This is a genomic window from Kitasatospora sp. NPDC057015 (genome assembly GCF_042673745.1).
GTDB lineage: Bacteria > Actinomycetota > Actinomycetes > Streptomycetales > Streptomycetaceae > Kitasatospora.
This window is the reverse complement of record NZ_JBHUSG010000003.1, coordinates 188,182-208,986: the sequence shown is the minus strand read 5'-3', so window position 1 is coordinate 208,986 and position 20,805 is coordinate 188,182. Positions and strand designations below refer to the sequence as shown.

Sequence of the window (20,805 nt, the reverse complement as noted above, 5' to 3'; positions counted from 1 at the left end):
CGGGGGCCGTCACCGGCCGGACGCCGCCCGTGCGGCGGTGTCCGGCGCGCGCCCGGTGCGCACCACGGCCAGGTACTCCGCCACGGCGTCCCGGTTGCGGGTCAGGCAGCGGATGCGCTCGGTCATCCGGTCGCGTTCGCGTTCGAGGGTGGCGAGCATCTCCGGGGTGGCGTCGGGGAAGTGGATGACCCGGGGCTTGTCGAGGCAGGGCAGGATCTGCTTGATGATCCGGGTCGGCAATCCGGCGTCGAGCAGCCCCCTGACCTGGAGGACCCGGTCCACGGAGCTCTCGTCGTACTCGCGGTAGCCGTTGGCGGCCCGGTCGGAGACGATCAGCGACTGCTCCTCGTAGTAGCGCAGCAGCCGGCGGGGCGTGCCGGTGCGCTCGGACAGCTCCCCGATCCTCATGTGGCCCACCTCACAGTCGCCCTGATTGACCCTCACATCAATGTGAGGCTTTGAGCATATCGGCCATGGACACCCAGACCACGCGATCGTCACCTCCCCGCACCGGAGCCGGGGAGCCGGGACTGCGACTGCCCGCGCTGCTGGCCCTGGCCACGGCCGTCTTCATCACCAGCCTGACCGAGACCCTGCCCGCCGGGCTGCTGCCCGCGATGAGCGCCGGCCTCGGCGTCGGCGAGTCCGCGGCCGGCCAGACCGTCACCGTCTACGCCGTCGGCACCGCCCTCACGGCGATCCCGCTCTCCTCGGCCACGGCCCGGTGGCCGCGCCGGCGCCTGCTGCTCGCCGCGATGGCCGGGTTCGCCGTGGCGAACACCGTCACGGCGGCCTCCGCGAGCTATCCGCTGACCATGGCCGCCCGGTTCCTCGCCGGGGTGGCCGCGGGACTCGCCTGGGCACTGCTGGCCGGATTCGCCCGCCGGCTGGCGCCCGCCCACCTCCAGGGCCGGGCCGTCGCGGTCGCCATGGCGGGCATCCCGCTCGCGCTGTCGGTGGGCGTGCCCGCGGGGACGTTCCTCGGCCGGGCCGCCGGCTGGCGGACGGCCTTCCTGGTGGTCAGCCTGCTGACGGTGGCCCTGCTCGGCTGGATCGCGGCCGCCGTCCCCGAGCACCCGGGCCGGCCGCGGGAGGGCGGCGCCCCGATGCTGCGGGCCCTGCGCGTCCCGGGCGTGGCACCGGTGCTGTTCGTCACCTTCGTCCTGGTGCTGGCGCACACCGTGCTCTACACCTTCATCGCCCCGCTGCTCGACCGGATCGGCCTCGGCGGCGCCGCCGACCGGGTCCTGCTGGTCTTCGGCGCCGCGTCCCTGCTGAGCATCTGGATCGTCGGGTCCCGGATCAACGGGCGGCTGCGGGCCCTCACCGTCGCCGGTGTGCTGCTGATCGCGGTGGCCGCCGCCGTGCTGGCCGCCCTCGCCGGCAGCCCCGCCCTGGTCTACGCCGCGGTCGCGCTCTGGGGCCTCGGCTGGGGCGGGGTGCCGACCCTGCTGCAGACGGCGGTGGCCGAGGCGGGGGGCGAGTCGGCGGACGCCGCGCAGGCCATGCTGGTCACCCTGTGGAACGTGGCGATGGCCGGCGGCGGGGTCGCCGGCGGGATCCTGCTGGACCTGCTCGGGCCGCGCTCGCTGCCGTGGAGCGTGCCGGTGCTCCTGGTGCCCGTCCTGGCCGTGGTGGTCGCCGCCCGGACCCACGGCTTCCCCGCGCCGGGCGGCCGGCCGGCGCGGGCCTGATCCCGGCGGGGCGGCGCTCCGCCCGGCCGCCCCGCCGCTGCCCCGGGCGCCCCCCGTCGCCCGCTCGGGGCGGTCAGCTCCGCGGGGCCTCGCCCTGGTCGCCGACGACCCGCCAGACCACCTCCAGCGCGACCCCGGCGATCATCGCGATCGCCACCCCCACCCACGGGTCCCGGGTGCCGGCCAGCGAGAGCTGGAAGAAGTCCGACAGCCACGGCACCAGCAGGACCAGCGCGAACGCCCCGCCCATCGCGGCGATCAGCAGCAGCCGCCACCAGTTGTAGGGCCGCGCGACGATCGCCAGCACCCAGATCGCCACCAGGAACAGCGTCAGGGTGGCCACGCTGGTGTCCGCCTCCAGGTCGGTGGTGTGGTTGGCGCGGGCCAGTGCGTACGCGGTGAACGTCGCGGTGCCCGCGATCAGCCCGCCCGGCACGGCCAGCCGCAGCACCCGCCGGACGAAGCCCCGCCGGGCCCGCTCGTTGTTCGGGGCCAGCGCCAGGAAGAAGGCCGGCACGCCGATGGTCAGGGTGGACAGCACCGTGGAGTGCCGGGGCAGGAACGGGTACGGCGAGTGGGTGCAGATCACCAGGATCGCCAGCAGCACCGAGTAGACCGTCTTCACCAGGAAGAGGGTGGCCACCCGCTCGATGTTGCCGATCACCCGGCGGCCCTCCGCCACCACCGAGGGCAGGGTGGCGAAGCTGTCGTCCAGCAGCACGATCTGCGCCACCGCCCGGGTGGCCTCGCTGCCCGAGCCCATCGCCACGCCGATGTCGGCGTCCTTGAGGGCGAGCACGTCGTTGACGCCGTCGCCGGTCATCGCGACGGTGTGCCCGCGCGACTGCAGGGCGCCCACCAGCTCGCGCTTCTGCTGCGGGGTGACCCGGCCGAAGACCGACGTCCGGTCGGCGGTGTCGGCCAGCTCCTCGGGGTCGGCCGGCAGCGTCCGGGCGTCCACCGGGTGCTCGGCGCCGGGCAGCCCCAGGTGGGTGGCGACCGCGCCGACCGAGACGGCCGCGTCGCCGGAGATCACCTTCGCCCGGACCTGCTGGGCCTCGAAGTAGCGCAGGGTGTCGGCCGCGTCCCCGCGCAACCGCTGCTCCAGCACCACCAGGGCGAGCGGCCGCAGGCCGGCGGCCGGATCGGGGGCGTCCAGCGGGACGAGGGTGCGGCCGAGCAGCAGCACCCGCAGGCCCTTGGCGCCCAGCTCGTCCACCTCGGCCAGCGCCGGATGCCCCTCGTCCAGCAGCACGTCGGGTGCGCCGAGCAGCCAGCTGGCCTCGGCGCCCTGCGGCTCCAGCAGCTGCACCCCGCTCCACTTGCGGGCCGAGGAGAACGGCATCGCCTCGATCACCCGCCACTCGCCGTCGGCTCCGGCGGCGCTGCCGTAGGCGTCGATGATCGCCTGCATGCTGGGGTTCGGGCGGGAGTCCGCGCCGGCCAGCACCCCGAGCGCGGTGCGCAGCACCTGCGGGGCCGCGGGGCCCGCGTCGCCGCCCGGCCCCGGCAGGCCGTCCGGGCCGGTGTCCGACCCGTCCGAGGCCAGCGGCCGGAGCTCGACCACGTCCATGCCGCCCTCGGTGAGGGTGCCGGTCTTGTCCAGGCAGACGGTGTCGACCCGGGCCAGCCCCTCGATCGCGGGCAGCTCCTGCACCAGGCACTGCTTGCGGCCCAGGCGCACCACGCCGATGGCGAAGGCCACCGAGGTCAGCAGCACCAGCCCCTCGGGCACCATCGGCACGATGCCCGCGACCATCCGCCGCACGGCCTCGCGCCAGTCGCTGCCCTCCACCGCCAGCTGGCTGATGATCAGACCGATCGCGGTGGGGACGAGCAGCCAGGTGATGAACTTCAGGATGCTGTCGATCCCGCTCCGCAGTTCCGAGCTGACCAGGGTGAACCGGCTGGCCTCCTCGGCGAGCTGGGCGGCGTACGCCTCGCGGCCGACCCGGGTCGCGCGGAACGCGCCGGCGCCGGCCACCACGAAGCTGCCCGACATCACCTGGTCGCCGGGCTGCTTGAGGACGGGGTCGGGCTCGCCGGTCAGCAGCGACTCGTCGATCTCCAGGCCGTCCGCCTCGGTGACCTCGCCGTCGACGATCACCTTGTCGCCGATGCCCAGCAGGACGACGTCGTCCAGCACGATCCCGGCGACCGCCACCTGCTCGGTCCGGCCGTCCCGGCGGACCTGGGGCCTGGCCTCGCCGATCAGCGCGAGGCTGTCCAGGGTCCGCTTGGCGCGCATCTCCTGGACGATGCCGATCGCCGTGTTCGCCACGATGACCAGGCCGAACAGGCCGTCCTGGATCGGTCCGACCACCAGGATGATGCCGAACATGACGCCGATGATCGCGTTGAACCGGGTGAAGACGTTCGCCCGGACGATCTCCTTCACCGAACGGCTGGAGCGCACCGGTACGTCGTTGACCTCGCCCCGCGCGACCCGCTCGGCGACCTCCGCCGCCGTCAGCCCGCCGCGCCCGCCGGGGGCGAGCCCGAGCGGACGGGCACCGGGGACGGACTCCGGGGCGTTGCCGCGCCCGTCGCCGGCCGTGTCTTCCGCGGGGTGCGTCATGGCACCGACTGTACGGGCGCGATATGTCCGGTGCGTGGTGCTGACGGCCGATTCGGTCCGACCGGGTGGCGGGGTCGCGGGCGGCCGGTCGCGGCCGGCCGAGGTGCCGACGGGCCGGGGTGGGGCCGGGCCTGCGGGTCGGGTGGGGAGCCGCGGTCCGGCGGCTAGCCGTTCGTCGGGCGCCGGTCGTCGGTCTCGGGCTGCGCGGTGCCGGCGGCGGCGTCGGCCGCGCGGTCCCGGGCGATGGCGGCCCGTCGGGCCCGGCAGTACCAGAGGCCGATCAGGCCGAGGCCCGCGCCGGCCAGGCAGATCCACTGCCAGTCGCCGCGGCCCTGCTCGGCGAGGGTGGAGTGGAAGGGCAGCAGCACCAGGAAGGCCAGGAACCACACCGCCGTGCCGCCGCCGACGATGGCGACGTCGTTGGCCTCCAGGGGCGGGGGCGAGGGGCGCAGGGCGGTCTTCGGCATGGGCCCTAGAGTACGGCCGGCACGGCTGTGGTGTGCAGCACCCATTCGGCGGATGGTGATCGCCAAGGTGGCGGGGGTGATCGTTCACCGGGTGTCAGGTGCGCGTTCTACGCGCGAAGATAGCGCGTGCACGACCAAGGAACTCATACTTGGATTTCCGGACCCGGCCCGGCGCGTCGCCTTGACCACCCCACGGCCGTCCGGAACGCCCGGCCACCGACGCTCGGGTGGACACCCTCTCCTCCGCCCCCACCCGAGGATGCACGTATGCCAGTGGCCCAGCCGACCACCGAGTCGCCCGAGCCCTCCCCGATGGCGCCGAAGACCCCCGCCGGCCCCCTCGACCGCTTCTTCAGGATCTCCGAGCGGGGCTCCAGCCTCAGCCGCGAGGTCCGCGGCGGTGTCGCCACCTTCTTCACCATGGCGTACATCCTGGTGCTGAACCCGATCATCCTGTCGAGCGCCGTCGACATGAACGGGCAGCACCTCGACAGCGCCCAGCTGGTCACCGCGACCGCCCTCACCGCGGCGCTGACCACCCTGCTGATGGGCGTCATCGGGAACGTCCCCATCGCGCTGGCCGCCGGCCTCGGCGTCAACACCATCGTCGCGCTCCAGCTCGCCCCCAGGATGACCTGGCCGGACGCCATGGGCATGGTCGTCCTGGCCGGCTTCGCGATCATGCTGCTGGTCGCCACCGGCCTGCGCGAGCGGGTCATGAACGCCGTACCGCTCGGGCTGCGCAAGGCCATCGCCATCGGCATCGGCCTCTTCATCGCGCTGGTCGGCCTGGTCGACTCGGGCTTCGTCACCCGGATCCCGGACGCCGCCCACACCACCGTCCCGCTCCAGCTCGGCAGCAACGGGCACCTCAACGGCTGGCCCGTCCTGGTCTTCATCCTCGGCCTGCTGCTGACCCTCGTCCTGCTGGTGCGCAAGGTGCCCGGCGCGATCCTGATCAGCATCGTGGCGATGACCGGCCTCGCGCTCGTGATCGACACCCTCGCCGACATCCCCGCCATGGACTGGGGCCTGACCGTCCCGGCCTGGCCGGGCAACCCCGTCGCCGCGCCCGACTTCGGGCTGGTCGGCCAGGTCAGCCTCTTCGGCGGCTTCGGCAAGGTCGGCGTCCTGACCGGCGTGCTGTTCGTCTTCACCGTCCTGATGAGCTGCTTCTTCGACGCGATGGGCACCATCCTCGGCGTCGCCGACGAGGCCCACCTGCTCGACGCGAAGGGCGACCTGCCCGGCATCAACAAGATCCTGATGGTGGACGGCATCGCCACCGCCGCCGGCGGCGCCACCTCGTCCTCGGCCAACACCTGCTTCGTCGAGTCCACCGCCGGCGTCGGCGAGGGCGCCCGCACCGGCTTCGCCTCGATCGTCACCGGCGCGCTCTTCGCCGTGGCGCTCTTCCTGACCCCGCTGGCCACCATGGTGCCCGCCCAGGCGGCCACCCCCGCGCTGGTCACCGTCGGCTTCCTGATCCTCGCGAACTCCATCCGCGAGATCGACTGGAGCGACTACACCATCGCCATCCCGGCCTTCCTCACCATGGTGATGATGCCGTTCACGTACTCCATCACCAACGGCCTGGGCTTCGGGTTCATCACCTTCTGCGTCCTGCGGGTGGCGGCCGGCCGGGCGCGGTCGGTGCCGGTGGCGCTGTACTGCGTCGCGGCGGTCTTCGCCTTCTACTACCTGATGCCGGCCCTCGGGCTGCTCTGACGCCTGCCGGCACCCCGCCCCGAGCCCCGGCGCCGGGGCGGGCGATGGTCGCAGGAACGGGTCCCACCGCGGGTCGCGCGGTGGGACCCGTTCGCGTGGGCGGGCCGGCGGGTGTCCGCGGGGCAGGCAGGCAGGCGTCCGCGGGCGGGCGGAACTCCCTCGCGCCGCCGGCCTTCGGTGGTCTACTGCACTGACCGGCGCGCGGAGGGAACCGACAGGTGGACGAGAGCGATGTGCTGGCCAGGCGGTTCCAGGTGCACCGGACGCACCTGCGGGCGGTGGCCTACCGGATGCTCGGCTCGCTCGCGGAGGCCGACGACGCCGTCCAGGAGACCTGGCTGCGGCTCGGCCGCAACGGCGCCGCCGACGTGGAGAACCTCGGCGGCTGGCTGACCACCGTGGTGGCCCGGATCTGCCTGGACGGCCTGCGCACACGCGAGCAGCGCCGCGAGGACCCGCTCGACCTGCGGATGCCCGATCCGATCGTCGACCGGGAGGACGCGGTCGACCCCGAGCACCAGGTGATGCTGGCCGACTCGGTCGGGCTGGCCCTGCTGGTGGTCCTGGAGTCGCTGTCGCCGGTGGAGCGGACCGCCTTCGTGCTGCACGACATGTTCGCCGTGCCCTTCGACGAGATCGCCCTGATGATCGAGAGGTCGCCGGTGGCGACCCGCCAGCTCGCCAGCCGGGCCCGCCGCCGGGTCCACGGGCAGGCGCCGGCGCCGGACCCCGATCCCGCCCGCCAGCGCGAGGCGGTCGCCGCCTTCTTCGCGGCCTCCCGGGACGGCGACTTCGACGCGCTCCTCGCCGTGCTCCACCCCGACGTGGTGCTGCGCTCGGACGGCGGGGCGCTGCGCCCCCGCCACACCGTCCGTCTGGACGGCGCGCGGACGGTGGCCTCGCAGGCGCTCACCTTCCGCAAGCTGTCCCCGTTCGTCCGCCCGGCGCTGGTCAACGGGGTGGCAGGGGTCGTGGTCGCGGTCAACGGACGGCCGATGTCCGTGATGGCCTTCACCGTCACCGGCGGGGTGATCGTCGCGATCGACACCGTCGCCGATCCGGAGCGCCTCGGCCGGCTGGACCTGGCCGGCCTCGACGCCTGAGCGCCGCTCGGGCGCAACGGCCCCTGCGCACCGCGGCGGGACGGCGACGGCGTGGCGCCGCCGCCGTCCCGCCGGAGTGCACGCGGCTACTTCTTCAGCCGGGAGGAGGCGACGATCGACACGATGTGCGCGGGCACCAGGACCCACACGACGGCCGTCACGGCGACGACCGCGATCCGGGTGATCGTCAGGCCGCCGAGCGCGGCGTCGGCCAGGGCCGCGACGAGCAGCAGCAGCGTGCACTCGATCCCGTTGCACAGCCGGTGGATGCCGACGGCCGAGGCCAGCCGGCGGACCCGGGCGAGCCCGGAGGAGCGGGGGACGACCGACGCGTCGGTGGCCTTGGCCAGGCCGCTGTCGGCGCGGGCCACGTGGACGAGGTCGGAGGAGGCCTTGAGGATCAGCACGCCGATGGCCGCGGCCAGCCCGGCCACCAGGTAGAGGTCGAGACCGAGCGAGGCGGCCCGGCACCCCATGCCGATCATGACCGCGGCGTCCGCCAGGTAGGCGCCGAGCCGGTCCAGGTAGACCCCGAGCGGGCTGAACTGCTTGCGCCAGCGGGCGACTTCGCCGTCCACGCAGTCGAGCAGCAGGTACAGCTGCATGAGCAGGACGGAGAGTACGGCCCCGGCCGGCCCCGGGACGAGCAGGGCCGCCCCGGAGAGCACGCCGGCGACGACCATCACGCCGGTGATCTGGTTGGGGGACCAGCGGGTGTCGACCAGCAGGCGGGTGATCCGCAACGAGACGGAGCGCATGTAGAGCCGCCCGGCCCAGTGCTCGGCCCGGCTGTCGAGCTTGCCGGCCGGGTGGATCACATCGCGCAGTTCTTCGAGTTGGACCCTGGTCATGCTGTCTCCGTGGCTTGCTCCGGCACACCCCCGCGACCGGTTCGGCCGTCTGTGCGATCACACGCAAGCGCAAGGGGCGGGTCCGGCGCAACTGCGGCGCCCGGCGGCCGTCCGCCGGGCGCCGCGTCCACCGGGGCCGGGCACGGACGCGGGCGTGCCCCGCTGCCCGAGGCAGGCCGCTGACCAGGGTCGGCCGGATCGGCGCGGGTGCCCGGGGCGTTCTCCAACACATGTTCTGTGTAGCCCAGTTGGTGGTGGGCATACTGCCTGGACGGGAGACGGGGAGGGGCCTGGGCGATGGTGCAAGAGGATCCACCGGGAACGGACGAGGCCCGGCTGCTGCCGGAGCCGTTCTGGACGGCGGACAAGGCGTCGTTGCGGGGGCAACGGCAGACGCTGCGCTGGTACCGCGGGCAGATCGTGATGCTCGTCCTCGCGGCGGTGGTCAGCACCGTGCCGGGGCCGAGCCGGCGCGGGGACGCGGACGTCACACCGCTGTTCTCGGTCGCGGCGTTCCTCGCGGCGGGCTACTTCTGGTACCGGCTGCGGCAGGGCAACCCGCAGGGCCGCTGGTACGAGGCCCGGGCGGCGGCGGAGTCGGTGAAGACGCTGGCGTGGAAGTACACGGTGCGGGCCTGGCCCTTCGACGGTCCGGCGGACTCCGCCGAGGTCGAGCGCGGCTACCTGCTCCAGGTCGCCGACGTGCTGAAGGCCTTCGAGGACCCGTCCGTGGTGCCGCCGGGCACGGTGCCCGAGATCACTCCGGAGATGCGCCGGGTGCGCGCCGCCGGGCTGGTCGAGCGCCGCACGCTGTACCTGCGGGCCCGGGTGGAGGGCCAGCGCACCTGGTACCGGGCGCGGGCCGACGCCTGCGAGTCCCAGTCGGTGTCCTGGGGGCTGGCCACGGCGGCGCTGATCATCATCGGCGGGGCGGCGGCGGTGGCGCAGGCGATGGGCGCACTGCCGGTGCACGCCTTCGGGGCCTGCTCGGCGGCGGCCGCGTCGGTGATCGCCTGGACCCAGCTGAAGCAGCTCCGGCCGCTGGCCGCCGCCTACCAGCTGGCCGCTCGGGAGCTGGAGAACGTCGGGAACCAGCTCTCCGACCTCGACCTGAAGGGCCCGGACGCGGAGAGCCGCTGGGCCTCGCTGGCCGCCGAGGCGGAGGACGCCGTGTCCCGGGAGCACACCACCTGGCGGGCCCGCCGGGCCTTCCCGCGCTGAGCCGGTGCTCCGCCGGCCGCCCGGTCCGGTCGCCGGACGCCCTCGCGTCCGGGCCCGGGCCCGGGCCCGGACGGGCCGTCGGGAGCGCGGGCGTGCGGGAGCGGCGCCGTGAGGGAGGGCTCCTGAGCGTGGTGCCGTGAGCGTGGTGCCTGAGCGCGCCGCCCGGACCGAGGACGCTCCGGGCGGCGCGGCTCCACCGGGCGGGCGCCCGGCCCCCGGTGGCGATGCGGGGGAGATTCGGCCGGGGACGCGGCCGTTCGGTCGCGCCGGTGTGCAGGGACGGTGAGGGTCGGGCGAGGGCTTGCCTCCGACATCCCTAGCGTGTGCATGCCCATGATTGGATCGGGGCGTTCGGACCCGGGGAAGACCCGGGCGCCCGATCCGCGCCGGGGGGCCCGGCCGTTCACGGGCCTCGCCGCCGGCTCCGCCGCGTCGGCCACCGTGCGCACCCCCGGCCGGCCCCTCGCGCGGCCGCGACACCACTTCAGGTACCTGGCCGGAGGGCACCTTGCGCATTCTGCTGATCGCCAGCGCGTTCAACAGCCTGACCCAGCGCGTCCACACCGAACTGCGCGAGCGCGGGCACACGGTGGCCGTCGAGCTGGCCCTCGGGGACGACGCCGTCCGGGCGGCCGTCGCCCGGACCGACCCCGACCTGATCGTCTGTCCGATGCTCACCAAGGCCGTCCCGCAGGACGTCTGGTCGAGCCGGACCGTCCTGATCGTGCACCCCGGGCCCAAGGGCGACCGGGGCCCGTCCGCACTCGACTGGGCGATCCACGAGGACGCCGAGCAGTGGGGCGTCACCGTGCTGCAGGCCGTCGAGGAGATGGACGCCGGCGACATCTGGGCCTCGGTGGACTTCGCCGTGGAACGCTGCGGCAAGAGCGAGCTGTACCGCAACGAGGTCGCCGACGCGGCGGTCGACGCCGTCCTGCTCGCGGTGCAGCGCCACGCGGGGGGACTGTTCACCCCCGACCCGCTGGACTACGCCCGCCCGGACGTCCGGGGGCGCCTGCGCCCTTACCACGCACAGGAGTTCCGCCGGATCGACTGGGCCGCCGACGACACCGCGACGGTGCTGCGCAAACTGCGCTCCGCCGACTCGCAGCCCGGCGTCCTGGACGAGCTGTACGGCCGGGAGTACTTCCTGCACGGCGGCCACCCCGAGGACCGGCTGCGCGGCCGGGTGCCCGGCGCGGTGATCGCCACCCGCGACGGCGCGATCTGCCGGGCCACGCTCGACGGGGCGGTGTGGATCCCGCAGCTGCGCCCCCGCCGGACCCCGGGCGGCCCGGCCACCTTCAAGCTGCCCGCCGCCACCGTGCTCCGTGGCCACCTCGCCGCCGTCCGCGAGGTGCCGGTGAGCCCGGCCGACGCGGCCGACCGGGACACCTGGGCGGAGATCCGCTACCGGGAGCGGGGCGACGCCGGATTCCTCGAATTCTCCTTCGCCGGCGGTGCGATGAGCACCGGGCAGTGCCGCCGGCTCCTGGCGGCCTACCAGGAGGCCGCCGAGCGGCCGACCTCGGTGCTCGTCCTCGGCCCCGCCCGGGACTTCTTCTCCAACGGCATCCACCTCAACGTGATCGAGGCCGCGCCGTTCCCCGCACTGGAGTCCTGGGACAACATCAACGCGATGGACGACCTGGTCGAGGCGGTGCTCACCACCACCGACAAGATCACCGTCTCGGCGCTGGCCGGCAACGCCGCGGCCGGCGGGCTGATGCTGGCCGTCGCCGCCGACGAGGTCTGGTGCCGCGACTCGGCCGTCCTCAACCCGCACTACCGCCTGATGGGGCTGCACGGCTCCGAGTACTGGACGTACACGCTGCCGCGCCGGGTCGGCGCCGAGCAGGCGGAGCGGCTCACCTCGGGGGCGCTGCCGGTGGGCGCGGCCGAGGCCGAACGGCTCGGCCTGGTCGACCGGACGGCCGGCGGCGACGCGGCCGGGTTCCGCCGCTGGGTGCTGCGCGAGGCCGCCGCGCTGGCCGGTTCGGCCGAACTCACCGGCCGGCTGATGGAGAAGAAGCGCCGGCGGGCCGAGGACGAGGAGACCAAGCCGCTCGCGGAGTACCGATCCGAGGAACTGCGGGAGATGCACCGCAACTTCTACGGCCGGGGCGAGTCGTACCACGAGCTGCGTCGGGCCTTCGTGCACAAGCTCTGCCCGTCCCGCACCCCGGAGCACCTGGGCGAACCGGTCGGGCCCGCGTCCACCTCCTGAGCCCGTCCTCCCCTGGGTCCGTCCTCCCCTTGGGTCCGTTCTCCTCCTGAGCCCGTCCGGGTCGGCCCCTGCGCCGGCGGGCCGCCGCCCGACCGGGACACCGGGTCCCGGCCGGACGGCGGCCCGCGCGTTCAGCGACCGGTGGCCGCCCGCTGCCTGGGCATCAGGCGGGGGGCCGGCCCCGCGATCACCGGCTGCGCGCCGCCGGGTCGGCCCGCCGCGCCGGGCCGACCCGGCTTGCTCGGCGCCGCCGCGAAGGCCAGCGCGCTGAAGAACACGTAGCAGCCGAGCCCGACCGCCAGCGGGAAGACGAACTGCAGGGCCAGCACCCCGTCGGGCGCCTCCTTGGCGCCGGTCAGGTGCACCGAGACCGCGGCCATGCCGGTGTAGTGCATCGCGCAGACCGCGACGCCCATCACCGGGGCCGCCGCCAGCACCGCGAGCGTGCCCTTGATGTTGAGGGCGGCCCACAGCGCGGCCGTCGCGGCCAGCACGGCGATCACCACCGACGCTCCCACGGTGGCGTGCTGGTAGCCGATGTGGCCGGGCACCTCGACGGCGGCCATGCCGAGGTAGTGCATGGCCGCCACGCCCAGACCGGTGGCGGTGCCGCCGGCGAGCAGCGACCCGATCGGGTTGCGGCTGTAGCCGACGGTGAAGATGCCGAGGCCCACCACCGCGATCGCGACGATCAGACTGAGCACCGTGAGCGGCACGTCGTAGCGGATCTGGACCCCGGAGACGGAGAAGCCCAGCATCGCGATGAAGTGCATGGACCAGATGCCCGCGCCCAGTGACGTCGACGCGAACAGCAGCCAGTTGGCCTTGGTGCGCCCTTCGGAGAGCAGCGCCCAGCGGGTGCCGCGCAGGGCCACGAAGGCTCCCAGGCAGGCGGTGAAGTACGAGATTGCCGGTGTCACCCAGCCGTAGACGGCATGGTGGATCTCACCCAAGAGGATCTCCCTGGACGGAGTGGGGAGCAGCGGCAGCCAGGTCTCGGGCGGGCCGGCGGGAGGGATCCGCTCGGCAGGTGCGTCAAGCGTGAGGGGGCGCGGAGGTGCGCGTGAGCGGGCCGGGCCCGGGCAGGGAGCCTGGCTGTGGTGCCCCTGACAAGAAGGACCCTAGTCACTGCCGCTGGGTCGCACAACGACCGCGTTCGGGGCGAAATGCCTGGTCAGGGGCGTTCTTCACGGGAGGATCAAGATGTCGGCACCAAGTTCTGACGCTGCCTCCGCAGCGCCCCCGTCCCACCGGGGCGGGGTGTCGGCTGCGAATCCGCGAGCCCGGGCGGCCCGGGGCGGGGCGTCGGACGCCGGGCGGGGCCGGGTCGCGCGGACGGGGCGGCGGGCGGACCGGGGCTGGACGGGCAGCGCCCTCAGCGGTCCAGGGGGGCCAGCCCGAAGGGGTGCCCGGCGGGGTCGATCAGCACCTTGAGCTGCCGGCCGTGCTGGTACGCGGGCTCGGTGGCACCCAGGGCGAGTGCCCGGGCGGTGGCGTCGCCGAGGTCGTCGACGTAGAAGTCCAGGTGGAAGTGCTTGCTGCCGTCCGGGTTCCCCGCCGGCGGGGGCTGGTAACCCTCGACCCGGCCGAAGGCCAGCGGGGTGCCGCCCTCGGGGTTGTCGAGGATCGCGAAGCGGTCGTCGACGTGCCGGGGCTCCCAGCCCAGCAGTCCGCCGTAGAAGGCGGCCAGCGCGGCCGGGTCGGCGCAGTCGATGGTGACCATGGCGAGGCGGGCGAAGCCGTCGGCGTTCTGCTCGGACGGGAGGTCGGACATGCGATCGGCCCTTCTCTGCTGGCTCGGGTGGTGCGGGCGGGGCCGCTGGGGCTGATGGTGCCGGCCGTGCGGGGTGCCGCCTGTCGTCGAGTGGCGGGGTGGTCCTTCCAGCATCCCCCGTGGGGTCCCGTTCGGCGCCGCCAAGCCGCCGGTTGCGGCCCGGCGTGTCTCGGCGGCGCACTCCCGGTCGGGGCCTTCGCCGGGGCCGCGGCCGACCGCCTGTGGCCGGGGTGACGGTGGTGGCCCCAGGAGCGGGCGGATATCAATTTTCCTTAGCGAGAGTAATGACGTAATCTAAATACATGCCCGAAACCTCCGAGCAGGACCTCGCAGCGATCAGTCAGCTGCGGTCGTCCACCATGCGCCTGGCCCGCCGTCTGAGACACCAGCGTGTCGAGGAGTCGCTCAGCCCCACCGAGATGGGGGTGCTCGGCACCCTCGCGCGCTGCGGGCAGGCCACGCCCGGCGAGCTCGCCCGGCGCGAGCACGTCCAGCCGCCGTCCATGACCAGGATCGTCGCGATGCTGGAGGAGAAGGGCCTGGTGCGACGCGAGCCGCACCCGGAGGACCGCCGCCAGGTGGTCGTCAGCAGCACCGAGGAGGCCGAGGCGATCCTCGCCGAGAGCCGGCGGCGCCGGAACGTCTGGCTCGCCGAGCTGGCCCAGGGGCTGAGCGAGGAGGAGTGGGCCGTCCTGCGGGAGGCCGCTCCGGTGCTCTACAAGCTCGCGCACCTCTAGTCGCGCCCCGGCCCGCCAGGGCCGAACCGCCGCCGCCCGCGGGCGGCGGCCCGCCCCGGGCCGCAGCACGCCCTGACCGCACCGCAGAAGGAGTACCGCATCACCGCAGCACCGATCATGCACACCAGTAGCGCGACGGCGGCCCTGCCGTCCGTCGTGCGCCGAGGGGAGACCGCAGTGACACCGCCGGCCGCAGCCGCCGCCATCCGTACCGACGATCCGAGCACCGATCTCGCGGCGACCGCCGCCACCGCCGAGGGCTGGGTGTCCAGCCCCGCGGGCCTGCCCGGCACCGGCGACGACGACCCCGAGGAACGCACCGCGGCGGCCTCCCCCGCCGCGTCCGACCCGGGCCGTGCCGGCCCGCGCGCCACCGGGCCCACCGGTGCGGAGTTCACCCGCCCGTGCGGCATGTTCTCCTCGCTGCGGATCCGCAACTACCGCTACTTCTTCCTCGGCCAGGTCGTCTCCAACACCGGGACGTGGATGCAGCGGATCGCCCAGGACTGGCTGGTGCTCAGCCTCACCGGCAGCCCGCTGGCCGTCGGCATCACCACCGCGATGCAGTTCCTGCCGATGCTGCTGCTGGGCCTGTTCGGCGGCGTCCTCGCCGACCGGATGCCCAAGCGCCGACTGCTGATCGCCACCCAGGGCGCCATGGGCCTGCTCGCCGCCGGCCTCGCCGCGATGACCATCGGCGGCGTCGTGACGCCGACCTTCGTCTACGCCTTCGCCCTGCTGCTCGGCCTGGTCACCGTGGTCGACAACCCGACCCGGCAGGCCTTCGTCTCCGAGATGGTCGGCCCGAAGGACCTCGCGAACGCCGTCAGCCTGAACGCCGCGAACTTCCAGACCGCCCGGCTGGTCGGCCCCGCCGTGGCCGGTCTGCTGATCGCGGCGGTCGGCAGCGGCTGGGCCTTCGCCGTCAACGCGCTGTCCTTCGCGGCGGTCATCGGCGGCCTGCTCGCGATGCGGACCGCCGAACTGCGCCCGACCGCGCCGATCGCCCGTGAGAAGGGCCAGCTCCGCGAGGGGCTGCGGTACGTCAGGGAGCGTCCGGAGCTGCTCTGGCCGATGGTGCTGGCCGGCTTCATCGGCACCTTCGGGTTCAACTTCCCGACCCTGCTCTCCGGCTTCGCCTACGACACCTTCGAGGTCGGCGCCGGGCAGTACGGGTTGCTGAACACCGCGATGGCGGTCGGCTCGCTGGCCGGCGCGCTGCTGGCGGCCCGGCGCGGCGCGCCCCGGCTGCGCTGGCTCGTCGGTGCGGCGCTCGGCTTCGGCGCCCTGGAGGTGCTGGCCGCCTTCGCGCCCGGCTACTGGTCCTTCGCGGTGCTGCTGACCCTGATCGGGATCTTCGGGCTGAGCTTCAACACCTCGGTCAACTCGATGCTGCAGCTGGCCACCGATCCCGCCATGCGGGGCCGGGTGATGGGCCTGCTGGTGCTGGTGTTCACCGGTGGCACGCCGATCGGCGCCCCGGTGGTCGGCTGGGTCACGGACGTGTACGGGCCCCGACTGGGCCTGCTCGCCTGCGGCGCGGTCTCGGCCCTGGCGGCCCTGGTGGTCGGCCTGGTGCTGGCCCGCAGCGCGGACCTGCGCCTGCGGCTGGACCTGCACCCCGGGCGCGGCGGCCGGGTGGTCGCCTTCGTGCCGCGCGCCGGTGCGCGCGAGCGGTCGGAGCTGGCCGCGGCCTGCTGACCGACCGTCGGGCGGGGTGCTGCGGCTGACTGCTCCGACCCGGGGCACCCGGGCCGAGCGCTCCGGCCGAGCGCGCCGGCCCGGTGCCGGGTCGGATCCGGATCCCCAGGATCTGCCCCGGCCAGGGGCCGCCGGGCCGCTGGACCACGGCCGGTCGCCCCACCGGCCGGTCCGGCCCCGCGCGGCGAGCCGGGCGATCGCGGTGTCGAGCAGGGCGATGACGGCGGCCGCGTCCTCGGGGCCACCCGTGCGGATCTCCGTCGGACCGTTCCAGCCCGACCGGCCCCGCGAGGGAAGATGGCTTCGTGAGGCTCTTCGTGGCGGTGCTGCCACCGGTCGAAGCGGTGCAGGAGCTGGTCGACGCGGTCGCGCCGGTCCGCGGGCTGCCGGGCGCGGACCGGTTGCGGTGGACGGGCGTCGAGGCCTGGCACCTCACCCTGGCCTTCCTCGGCGAGGTGCCCGTCGAGCGGCTGCCGGAGCTGGAGTCGGCGCTGGCCGGGGCACTCGACGGACACGGCGCGCACCGCCTGCGGCTGGCCGGGGCGGGCCGCTTCGGGGACAGGGTGCTCTGGGCCGGGGTGGACGGCGAGACCTGGGCCCTGCGGCGGCTGGCGGAGGCGGTCGCCGCGGCGGCCGCCGAGGTGCTGGGCGAGGGCGACGCGTTCCGTTTCCACCCGCACCTGACGCTGGCCCGGGCCGGGTCCGCGCACGGGCGGCGCCGGGCCGTGCGACGGCACGCGGTGGAGGAGCTGGAGGGGCTGGAGGCCGCCCTGGAGGGGTTCCGCGGCATCGAGTGGGAGGCCGCCGCGGTGCACCTGATGAAGAGCGGGCACGACGGCGGCGCCGTGCACTACGAGAGCCTCCGCCACTGGCCCCTGGTGCACTGGACGGCCTGACCGCCGGCGCCACCGGCCCGGCCGTCGCCGCTCGTCCCGGGGCCACCTCGGGCCCGGCCGTCGCCGCTCGTCCCGGGGCCACCTCGGGCCGGCCGGTCAGGGCCAGGCCCGCATCGCGAACGCGGCGACCTGCTCCAGCTCCGCCCGGGTGGCGCCGTCGCGGGCCCGCTGGGACATGCCCTGGAGGACCGTCCCGACGAAGACGGCCAGCGCGGCGGCGTCGGTGCCGGGCGGCTCGTTCCCGGCCGCGATGTCGGCCCGGATCCTGGACTCCAGCGCGTCGACGTTGCCGTTGCGGACGCCGCGCAGCTCCTGCTCCACCTCGTCGGACGTGCAGTTGACCGTCGAGCTGGCCACCAGACAGCCCCACGGGTGGTCCGGGTCGCTGTACTCCGCCGCCGCCGTGAACAGCATCCGCTCGACGCCGGCGCGGACGGTGGGGCCCTCGTCCAGCGCCTCGGGCAGGACCGAACCGTGGGTGCGCCGGTAGCTGGCCACCACCTCCTCGAACAGCGAGCGCTTGTCCCCGAAGGCCGCGTAGAGGCTCGGCGGTCGGATGCCCATGGCAGCCGTCAGATCGGCGACCGAGGTCGCCTCGTAGCCGTGCTCCCAGAAGAGGTCGACGGCCTGGGCGAGGGCGGCCTCCCGGTCGAAGGAGCGGGGGCGTCCGCGCTGCTTGTTGAGCCGTTCGGGTGATTCTGCGGGCTGCTCGATGGCCATGGGCCGATTCTATATCGGGCACTACAGAACCGTGCTACGGTTCCTTTCAGTAGCGACCGCTACAGAACATGCGTGCGGCGGCAGAGCGGCGCGCGGCAGAAGTGGGGGCGGAGCCATGGGCACGCTGGCAGGCAGGACGGCACTGGTCACCGGAGGCAGCCGGGGCATCGGCAGGGGAATCGCCGAGCGGCTGGCGCGCGAGGGGGCCCTGGTCGCGGTGCACTACGGCAGCAACCGGGAGGCCGCCGAGCTGACCGTCAAGACGATCGAGGCGGAGGGCGGCCGGGCCTTCGCCATCGGGGCCGAGCTGGGCGTGCCCGGCGACGCCCGGGCCCTCTGGGAGGCCTTCGACACCGCACTGGCCGGGTACGAGGAGGGGGCGACGGGGCTGGACATCCTGGTGAACAACGCCGGCATCAACGCCCACGGCCGGATCCACGAGGTCACCGAGGAGGACTACGACCGGGTCTTCGCGGTCAACGTCAAGGCGCCCTTCTTCATCATCCGGGAGGGTCTCGGCCGGCTGCGCGACGGCGGCCGGATCGTCAACATCTCCTCCGGTGTCACCCGGATCGCCTTCCCTGCGATCTCCGCGTACTCGATGACGAAGGGCGCCCTCGACAACCTGACGCTGACGCTCGCCCAGGACCTCGGCCCGCGCGGGATCACCGTGAACTCCGTGAGCCCGGGGGTCGTGGCCACCGACATCAACCCCTGGCTCTCCGATCCGGAGGCCCGTGCCGGGGTGGCGGCCTACTCGGTCTTCGGGCGGGTCGGGGAGCCCGCGGACATCGCCGATGTGGTGGCCTTCGTGGCCTCCGACGATGCCCGCTGGGTCACCGGGCACGCGCTGGACGCCACCGGCGGCTCGATGCTCGGGGTGTGAGCCGGCCGGGGCTCGCCCGCCGCGCGCGGGGCGCCGTGGTCAGCCCAGCTCCGCTGCCGAGCGGAGCTCGATCACGGCCGGGGCGGCGTCGCCGAGTTCGAGCAGGGTGATCTCGTTGGCGCCCTCCTGGAGCAGTGGCTGCGGGCAGTAGAGGGTGGTCTGCGGTCCGCGTTCGTCGTAGCGCCCGAGGTGGAACCCGTTGACCCAGAGGTGGCCGTGGCGACCGCCGGGTACGGCGAGGTAGGTGTCACCGGTGCTGTCGAGCGGGAGCGAGCCGCGGGCGAAATGCGGCCGGGCGGAGGGGGGTTCGGGTTGGAAGTCCAGACCGGAGAGGTCGTCCAGGCGGACGGCCTCGGCCCGGCAGCCGTGCAGGTACTGGCGCTCGTGGCGAACACCGCCGGTGATGCCCTTGGTCTCGCCGACCTGCGGGCCGTAGTTCACCCGTCCGAGGGACTCCACCAACAGCTCGACCGTCGCCCCGGCGGGCACCTGGAGGGGTTCGCCCTCCACCCCGCGGACCAACTCGGCGACGCGCTCACCGTCGATCCACAGCGTGGCGCGGTCGCGCAGGCCCTCGACCGTGAGCACGGCGCCGGCCCGCCTGGCCGGCGGCGGGGCGTCCGTCCCCTCCGGGGAGTCGTCGGCGGACTCCGGGGGCACGGGTGCGGGGCGCGTCCCGGGGACGCGGAGGGTGTAGCGGACGAGACCGTGCTCCAGGCCCAGCTCCTCGAAGGTGGGCGGGACGGGGGAGTGCACCGGGTCCTCCGGGCTCAGCGGGGCGTAGGAGTCGACGGTGACCTCCCGGGGTGCCAGCAGGGGCGCGGGGGCGGGGAGCGCGGGCGGGGCGTCCGAGAGGTATCGCGCCTCCTCGGGGTGTTCGGCGGCGAACTCGGCGAGGACGGCACGCAGTGCCTCGAACTTGGGGGTGGGAGTACCGCGCTCGTCCAGCGGGGCGTCGTAGTCGTAGGAGGTGACGGCGGGCTGGAACGGCGAGTCCGTCCAGTCGGTGGAGTTGAACGGCGGGTCGGCGTGGTTGGCACCGGCGGTGGTGCCGAAGTTGGTGCCGCCGTGCGCCATGTAGAGGTTGACCGAACCGCCGGCGGCGAGGATCCGGCGCAGGCTGTCCGCGGCGTCCTCGGGGGTGCGGGTGTGGTGCTTCTCGCCCCAGTGGTCGAACCAGCCGTTCCAGAACTCCATGCAGAAGGGCGGGTCCTCGGGGCGGTGGCGCCGCAGCTCGGCGAAGGCGGCCTCCGGCTCGGAGCCGAAGTTGACGGTGGCCAGCAGCCCGGGGACGCTGCCGGCGTTCAGCAGGTGCTCCTCGGGCCCGTCCGAGGTGAAGAGCGGCACGCTCACCCCGCGCCTGGCCAGGCCGTCGGCGAGATGGCGCAGGTAGTCGGCGTCACTGCCGTGCGAGCCGTACTCGTTCTCCACCTGGACCATCAGGACGTTGCCGCCCCGGTCGCACTGCCGCTCCACCACGGCGGGCATCACCACGTCCAGGTAGGCGTCCACGGCGGCCAGGTACGTCGGGTCGCTGGTCCGGGCCCGGCGCCCGACCCGGGCGGTCAGCCAGCCGGGGAGCCCTCCGTTGTCCCACTCCGCGCAGATGTACGGGCCGGGCCGGACGATCGCCCACAGCCCCTGCCGGGCGGCCTCGTCGAGGAAGGCCGGCAGCTCCGTCAGTCGTCGGAAGTCCCCCTGGGCGGGTTCGTGCAGATTCCAGGGGATGTAGGTCTCGACCGTGTTCAGACCCATCGCGCGGAGCGCGGCCAGCCGCTGCGGCCACTGCCTGGGGTGGGTGCGGAAGTAGTGGGCGGCACCGGAGAGGATGCGCAGGGGGCTGCCGTCGAGCTGGAACCCGGTGCAGTCGTAGGTCAGCATGGGCCCAGCCTGCCGGGCCGGCGGCCCGGGCGCCAGGACCGGCCGGGCCGGGAGTACGCTCGTTCACCGTGGACCCGAAGACTCGCATGCGTATCGTGACCGGTGCCCTGGTGCTGCTGCTGGCAGTCGTGGTGATCAGCTCGCTGGTCACCAGGTAGCGGCGCACTGGGCCGTTCGGCCCCGGCGCGCCCGGCCGCCGGCGAAGCCGCCGCGGCAACGGCGACGGCGGAACGGGCCCGAGGCACGAAACGGAGAGGGCCACCGCCCGCGGGCGGTGGCCCTCTCCGTTTCGTTCATGGGCCCGTTCGTTCATGGGCCCGTTCGTTCATGGGCCCGTTCGT

17 protein-coding genes are annotated in these 20,805 nt (G+C 74.4%); 9 read left to right on the top strand and 8 right to left on the bottom strand.

Annotated features, from left to right (window positions below; genetic code table 11):
* Window positions 1–9: 9 nt before the first annotated feature.
* Complete coding sequence (locus ACFTWP_RS04185) at window positions 10–408, bottom strand: MerR family transcriptional regulator (protein WP_380262473.1); 399 nt, start codon at window positions 406–408, stop codon at window positions 10–12.
* 65 nt (window positions 409–473) lie between these two features.
* Here ACFTWP_RS04185 and ACFTWP_RS04180 point away from each other — a divergent pair, with 65 nt between their 5' ends.
* A complete protein-coding gene (locus ACFTWP_RS04180; protein WP_380262471.1) occupies window positions 474–1,694 on the top strand; it encodes an MFS transporter in 1,221 nt (406 codons plus the stop codon).
* A 73-nt stretch (window positions 1,695–1,767) separates the two neighbouring features.
* Here the strand turns inward: ACFTWP_RS04180 and ACFTWP_RS04175 are convergent, their stop codons facing one another.
* Both ACFTWP_RS04175 and ACFTWP_RS04170 read right to left on the bottom strand, forming a co-directional pair.
* Entirely contained in the window at window positions 1,768–4,272 is a 2,505-nt protein-coding gene (locus ACFTWP_RS04175; RefSeq protein ID WP_380262468.1) for an HAD-IC family P-type ATPase, read from the bottom strand.
* 164 nt (window positions 4,273–4,436) lie between these two features.
* Window positions 4,437–4,739, bottom strand: a complete 303-nt coding sequence (locus ACFTWP_RS04170; RefSeq protein WP_380262466.1) for a DUF2530 domain-containing protein — start codon at window positions 4,737–4,739, stop codon at window positions 4,437–4,439.
* 312 nt (window positions 4,740–5,051) lie between these two features.
* Between ACFTWP_RS04170 and ACFTWP_RS04165 the strand changes: the two genes are divergently transcribed.
* Complete coding sequence (locus ACFTWP_RS04165) at window positions 5,052–6,467, top strand: NCS2 family permease (RefSeq protein ID WP_380262729.1); 1,416 nt, start codon at window positions 5,052–5,054, stop codon at window positions 6,465–6,467.
* 218 nt (window positions 6,468–6,685) lie between these two features.
* The gene (gene sigJ, locus ACFTWP_RS04160; protein ID WP_380262464.1) at window positions 6,686–7,570 is read left to right on the top strand and encodes an RNA polymerase sigma factor SigJ; all 885 of its coding nucleotides are present in this window, start codon (window positions 6,686–6,688) and stop codon (window positions 7,568–7,570) included.
* Between the two features lie 86 nt (window positions 7,571–7,656).
* Here sigJ and ACFTWP_RS04155 read toward each other — a convergent pair whose 3' ends face one another.
* Window positions 7,657–8,421, bottom strand: coding sequence for a CDP-alcohol phosphatidyltransferase family protein (locus tag ACFTWP_RS04155; RefSeq protein ID WP_380262462.1), 765 nt, complete (start codon window positions 8,419–8,421; stop codon window positions 7,657–7,659).
* 297 nt (window positions 8,422–8,718) lie between these two features.
* Between ACFTWP_RS04155 and ACFTWP_RS04150 the strand changes: the two genes are divergently transcribed.
* Window positions 8,719–9,642, top strand: a complete 924-nt coding sequence (locus ACFTWP_RS04150) for a DUF4231 domain-containing protein (protein ID WP_380262460.1) — start codon at window positions 8,719–8,721, stop codon at window positions 9,640–9,642.
* A gap of 508 nt (window positions 9,643–10,150) precedes the next feature.
* A complete protein-coding gene (locus ACFTWP_RS04145) occupies window positions 10,151–11,869 on the top strand; it encodes an enoyl-CoA hydratase-related protein (protein ID WP_380262458.1) in 1,719 nt (572 codons plus the stop codon).
* 131 nt (window positions 11,870–12,000) lie between these two features.
* Here ACFTWP_RS04145 and ACFTWP_RS04140 read toward each other — a convergent pair whose 3' ends face one another.
* Together ACFTWP_RS04140 and ACFTWP_RS04135 are read right to left on the bottom strand one after the other, a co-directional pair.
* On the bottom strand, window positions 12,001–12,822 hold the full coding sequence (locus ACFTWP_RS04140) for an MHYT domain-containing protein (RefSeq protein WP_380262456.1): 822 nt from the start codon (window positions 12,820–12,822) through the stop codon (window positions 12,001–12,003).
* 422 nt (window positions 12,823–13,244) lie between these two features.
* Window positions 13,245–13,643 carry a VOC family protein gene (locus ACFTWP_RS04135; RefSeq protein WP_380262454.1) on the bottom strand — a complete coding sequence of 133 codons (399 nt, stop codon included), beginning with the start codon at window positions 13,641–13,643 and terminating at the stop codon, window positions 13,245–13,247.
* Between the two features lie 302 nt (window positions 13,644–13,945).
* Between ACFTWP_RS04135 and ACFTWP_RS04130 the strand changes: the two genes are divergently transcribed.
* The 3 genes from ACFTWP_RS04130 to thpR all read left to right on the top strand — a co-directional run bounded on the left by ACFTWP_RS04130 (window position 13,946) and on the right by thpR (window position 16,977).
* Window positions 13,946–14,380: a MarR family winged helix-turn-helix transcriptional regulator gene (locus ACFTWP_RS04130; RefSeq protein WP_380262452.1), complete on the top strand. Its 435-nt coding sequence runs from the start codon at window positions 13,946–13,948 to the stop codon at window positions 14,378–14,380.
* A gap of 117 nt (window positions 14,381–14,497) precedes the next feature.
* Window positions 14,498–16,081 (top strand): MFS transporter, encoded by a 1,584-nt coding sequence (locus ACFTWP_RS04125; protein ID WP_380262450.1) that lies wholly within the window; start codon window positions 14,498–14,500, stop codon window positions 16,079–16,081.
* Between the two features lie 305 nt (window positions 16,082–16,386).
* The gene (gene thpR, locus ACFTWP_RS04120) at window positions 16,387–16,977 is read left to right on the top strand and encodes an RNA 2',3'-cyclic phosphodiesterase (protein WP_380262448.1); all 591 of its coding nucleotides are present in this window, start codon (window positions 16,387–16,389) and stop codon (window positions 16,975–16,977) included.
* 96 nt (window positions 16,978–17,073) lie between these two features.
* Here thpR and ACFTWP_RS04115 read toward each other — a convergent pair whose 3' ends face one another.
* Window positions 17,074–17,697, bottom strand: a complete 624-nt coding sequence (locus ACFTWP_RS04115; RefSeq protein WP_380262446.1) for a TetR/AcrR family transcriptional regulator — start codon at window positions 17,695–17,697, stop codon at window positions 17,074–17,076.
* 115 nt (window positions 17,698–17,812) lie between these two features.
* Between ACFTWP_RS04115 and ACFTWP_RS04110 the strand changes: the two genes are divergently transcribed.
* Window positions 17,813–18,583 (top strand): SDR family oxidoreductase, encoded by a 771-nt coding sequence (locus tag ACFTWP_RS04110; RefSeq protein WP_380262444.1) that lies wholly within the window; start codon window positions 17,813–17,815, stop codon window positions 18,581–18,583.
* A gap of 39 nt (window positions 18,584–18,622) precedes the next feature.
* Here the strand turns inward: ACFTWP_RS04110 and ACFTWP_RS04105 are convergent, their stop codons facing one another.
* On the bottom strand, window positions 18,623–20,464 hold the full coding sequence (locus ACFTWP_RS04105) for a beta-galactosidase family protein (RefSeq protein ID WP_380262442.1): 1,842 nt from the start codon (window positions 20,462–20,464) through the stop codon (window positions 18,623–18,625).
* Window positions 20,465–20,805: the final 341 nt, after the last annotated feature.

Coding starts and splice junctions, on each gene's coding strand:
- ACFTWP_RS04185 (WP_380262473.1), bottom strand. CDS start 408: ATGAGGATCGGGGAGCTGTCCGAGCGCACCGGCACGCCCCGCCGGCTG.
- ACFTWP_RS04180 (WP_380262471.1), top strand. CDS start 474: ATGGACACCCAGACCACGCGATCGTCACCTCCCCGCACCGGAGCCGGG.
- ACFTWP_RS04175 (WP_380262468.1), bottom strand. CDS start 4,272: ATGACGCACCCCGCGGAAGACACGGCCGGCGACGGGCGCGGCAACGCC.
- ACFTWP_RS04170 (WP_380262466.1), bottom strand. CDS start 4,739: ATGCCGAAGACCGCCCTGCGCCCCTCGCCCCCGCCCCTGGAGGCCAAC.
- ACFTWP_RS04165 (WP_380262729.1), top strand. CDS start 5,052: ATGGCGCCGAAGACCCCCGCCGGCCCCCTCGACCGCTTCTTCAGGATC.
- ACFTWP_RS04155 (WP_380262462.1), bottom strand. CDS start 8,421: ATGACCAGGGTCCAACTCGAAGAACTGCGCGATGTGATCCACCCGGCC.
- ACFTWP_RS04150 (WP_380262460.1), top strand. CDS start 8,719: ATGGTGCAAGAGGATCCACCGGGAACGGACGAGGCCCGGCTGCTGCCG.
- ACFTWP_RS04135 (WP_380262454.1), bottom strand. CDS start 13,643: ATGTCCGACCTCCCGTCCGAGCAGAACGCCGACGGCTTCGCCCGCCTC.
- ACFTWP_RS04130 (WP_380262452.1), top strand. CDS start 13,946: ATGCCCGAAACCTCCGAGCAGGACCTCGCAGCGATCAGTCAGCTGCGG.
- ACFTWP_RS04125 (WP_380262450.1), top strand. CDS start 14,498: ATGCACACCAGTAGCGCGACGGCGGCCCTGCCGTCCGTCGTGCGCCGA.
- ACFTWP_RS04115 (WP_380262446.1), bottom strand. CDS start 17,697: ATGGCCATCGAGCAGCCCGCAGAATCACCCGAACGGCTCAACAAGCAG.
- ACFTWP_RS04110 (WP_380262444.1), top strand. CDS start 17,813: ATGGGCACGCTGGCAGGCAGGACGGCACTGGTCACCGGAGGCAGCCGG.
- ACFTWP_RS04105 (WP_380262442.1), bottom strand. CDS start 20,464: ATGCTGACCTACGACTGCACCGGGTTCCAGCTCGACGGCAGCCCCCTG.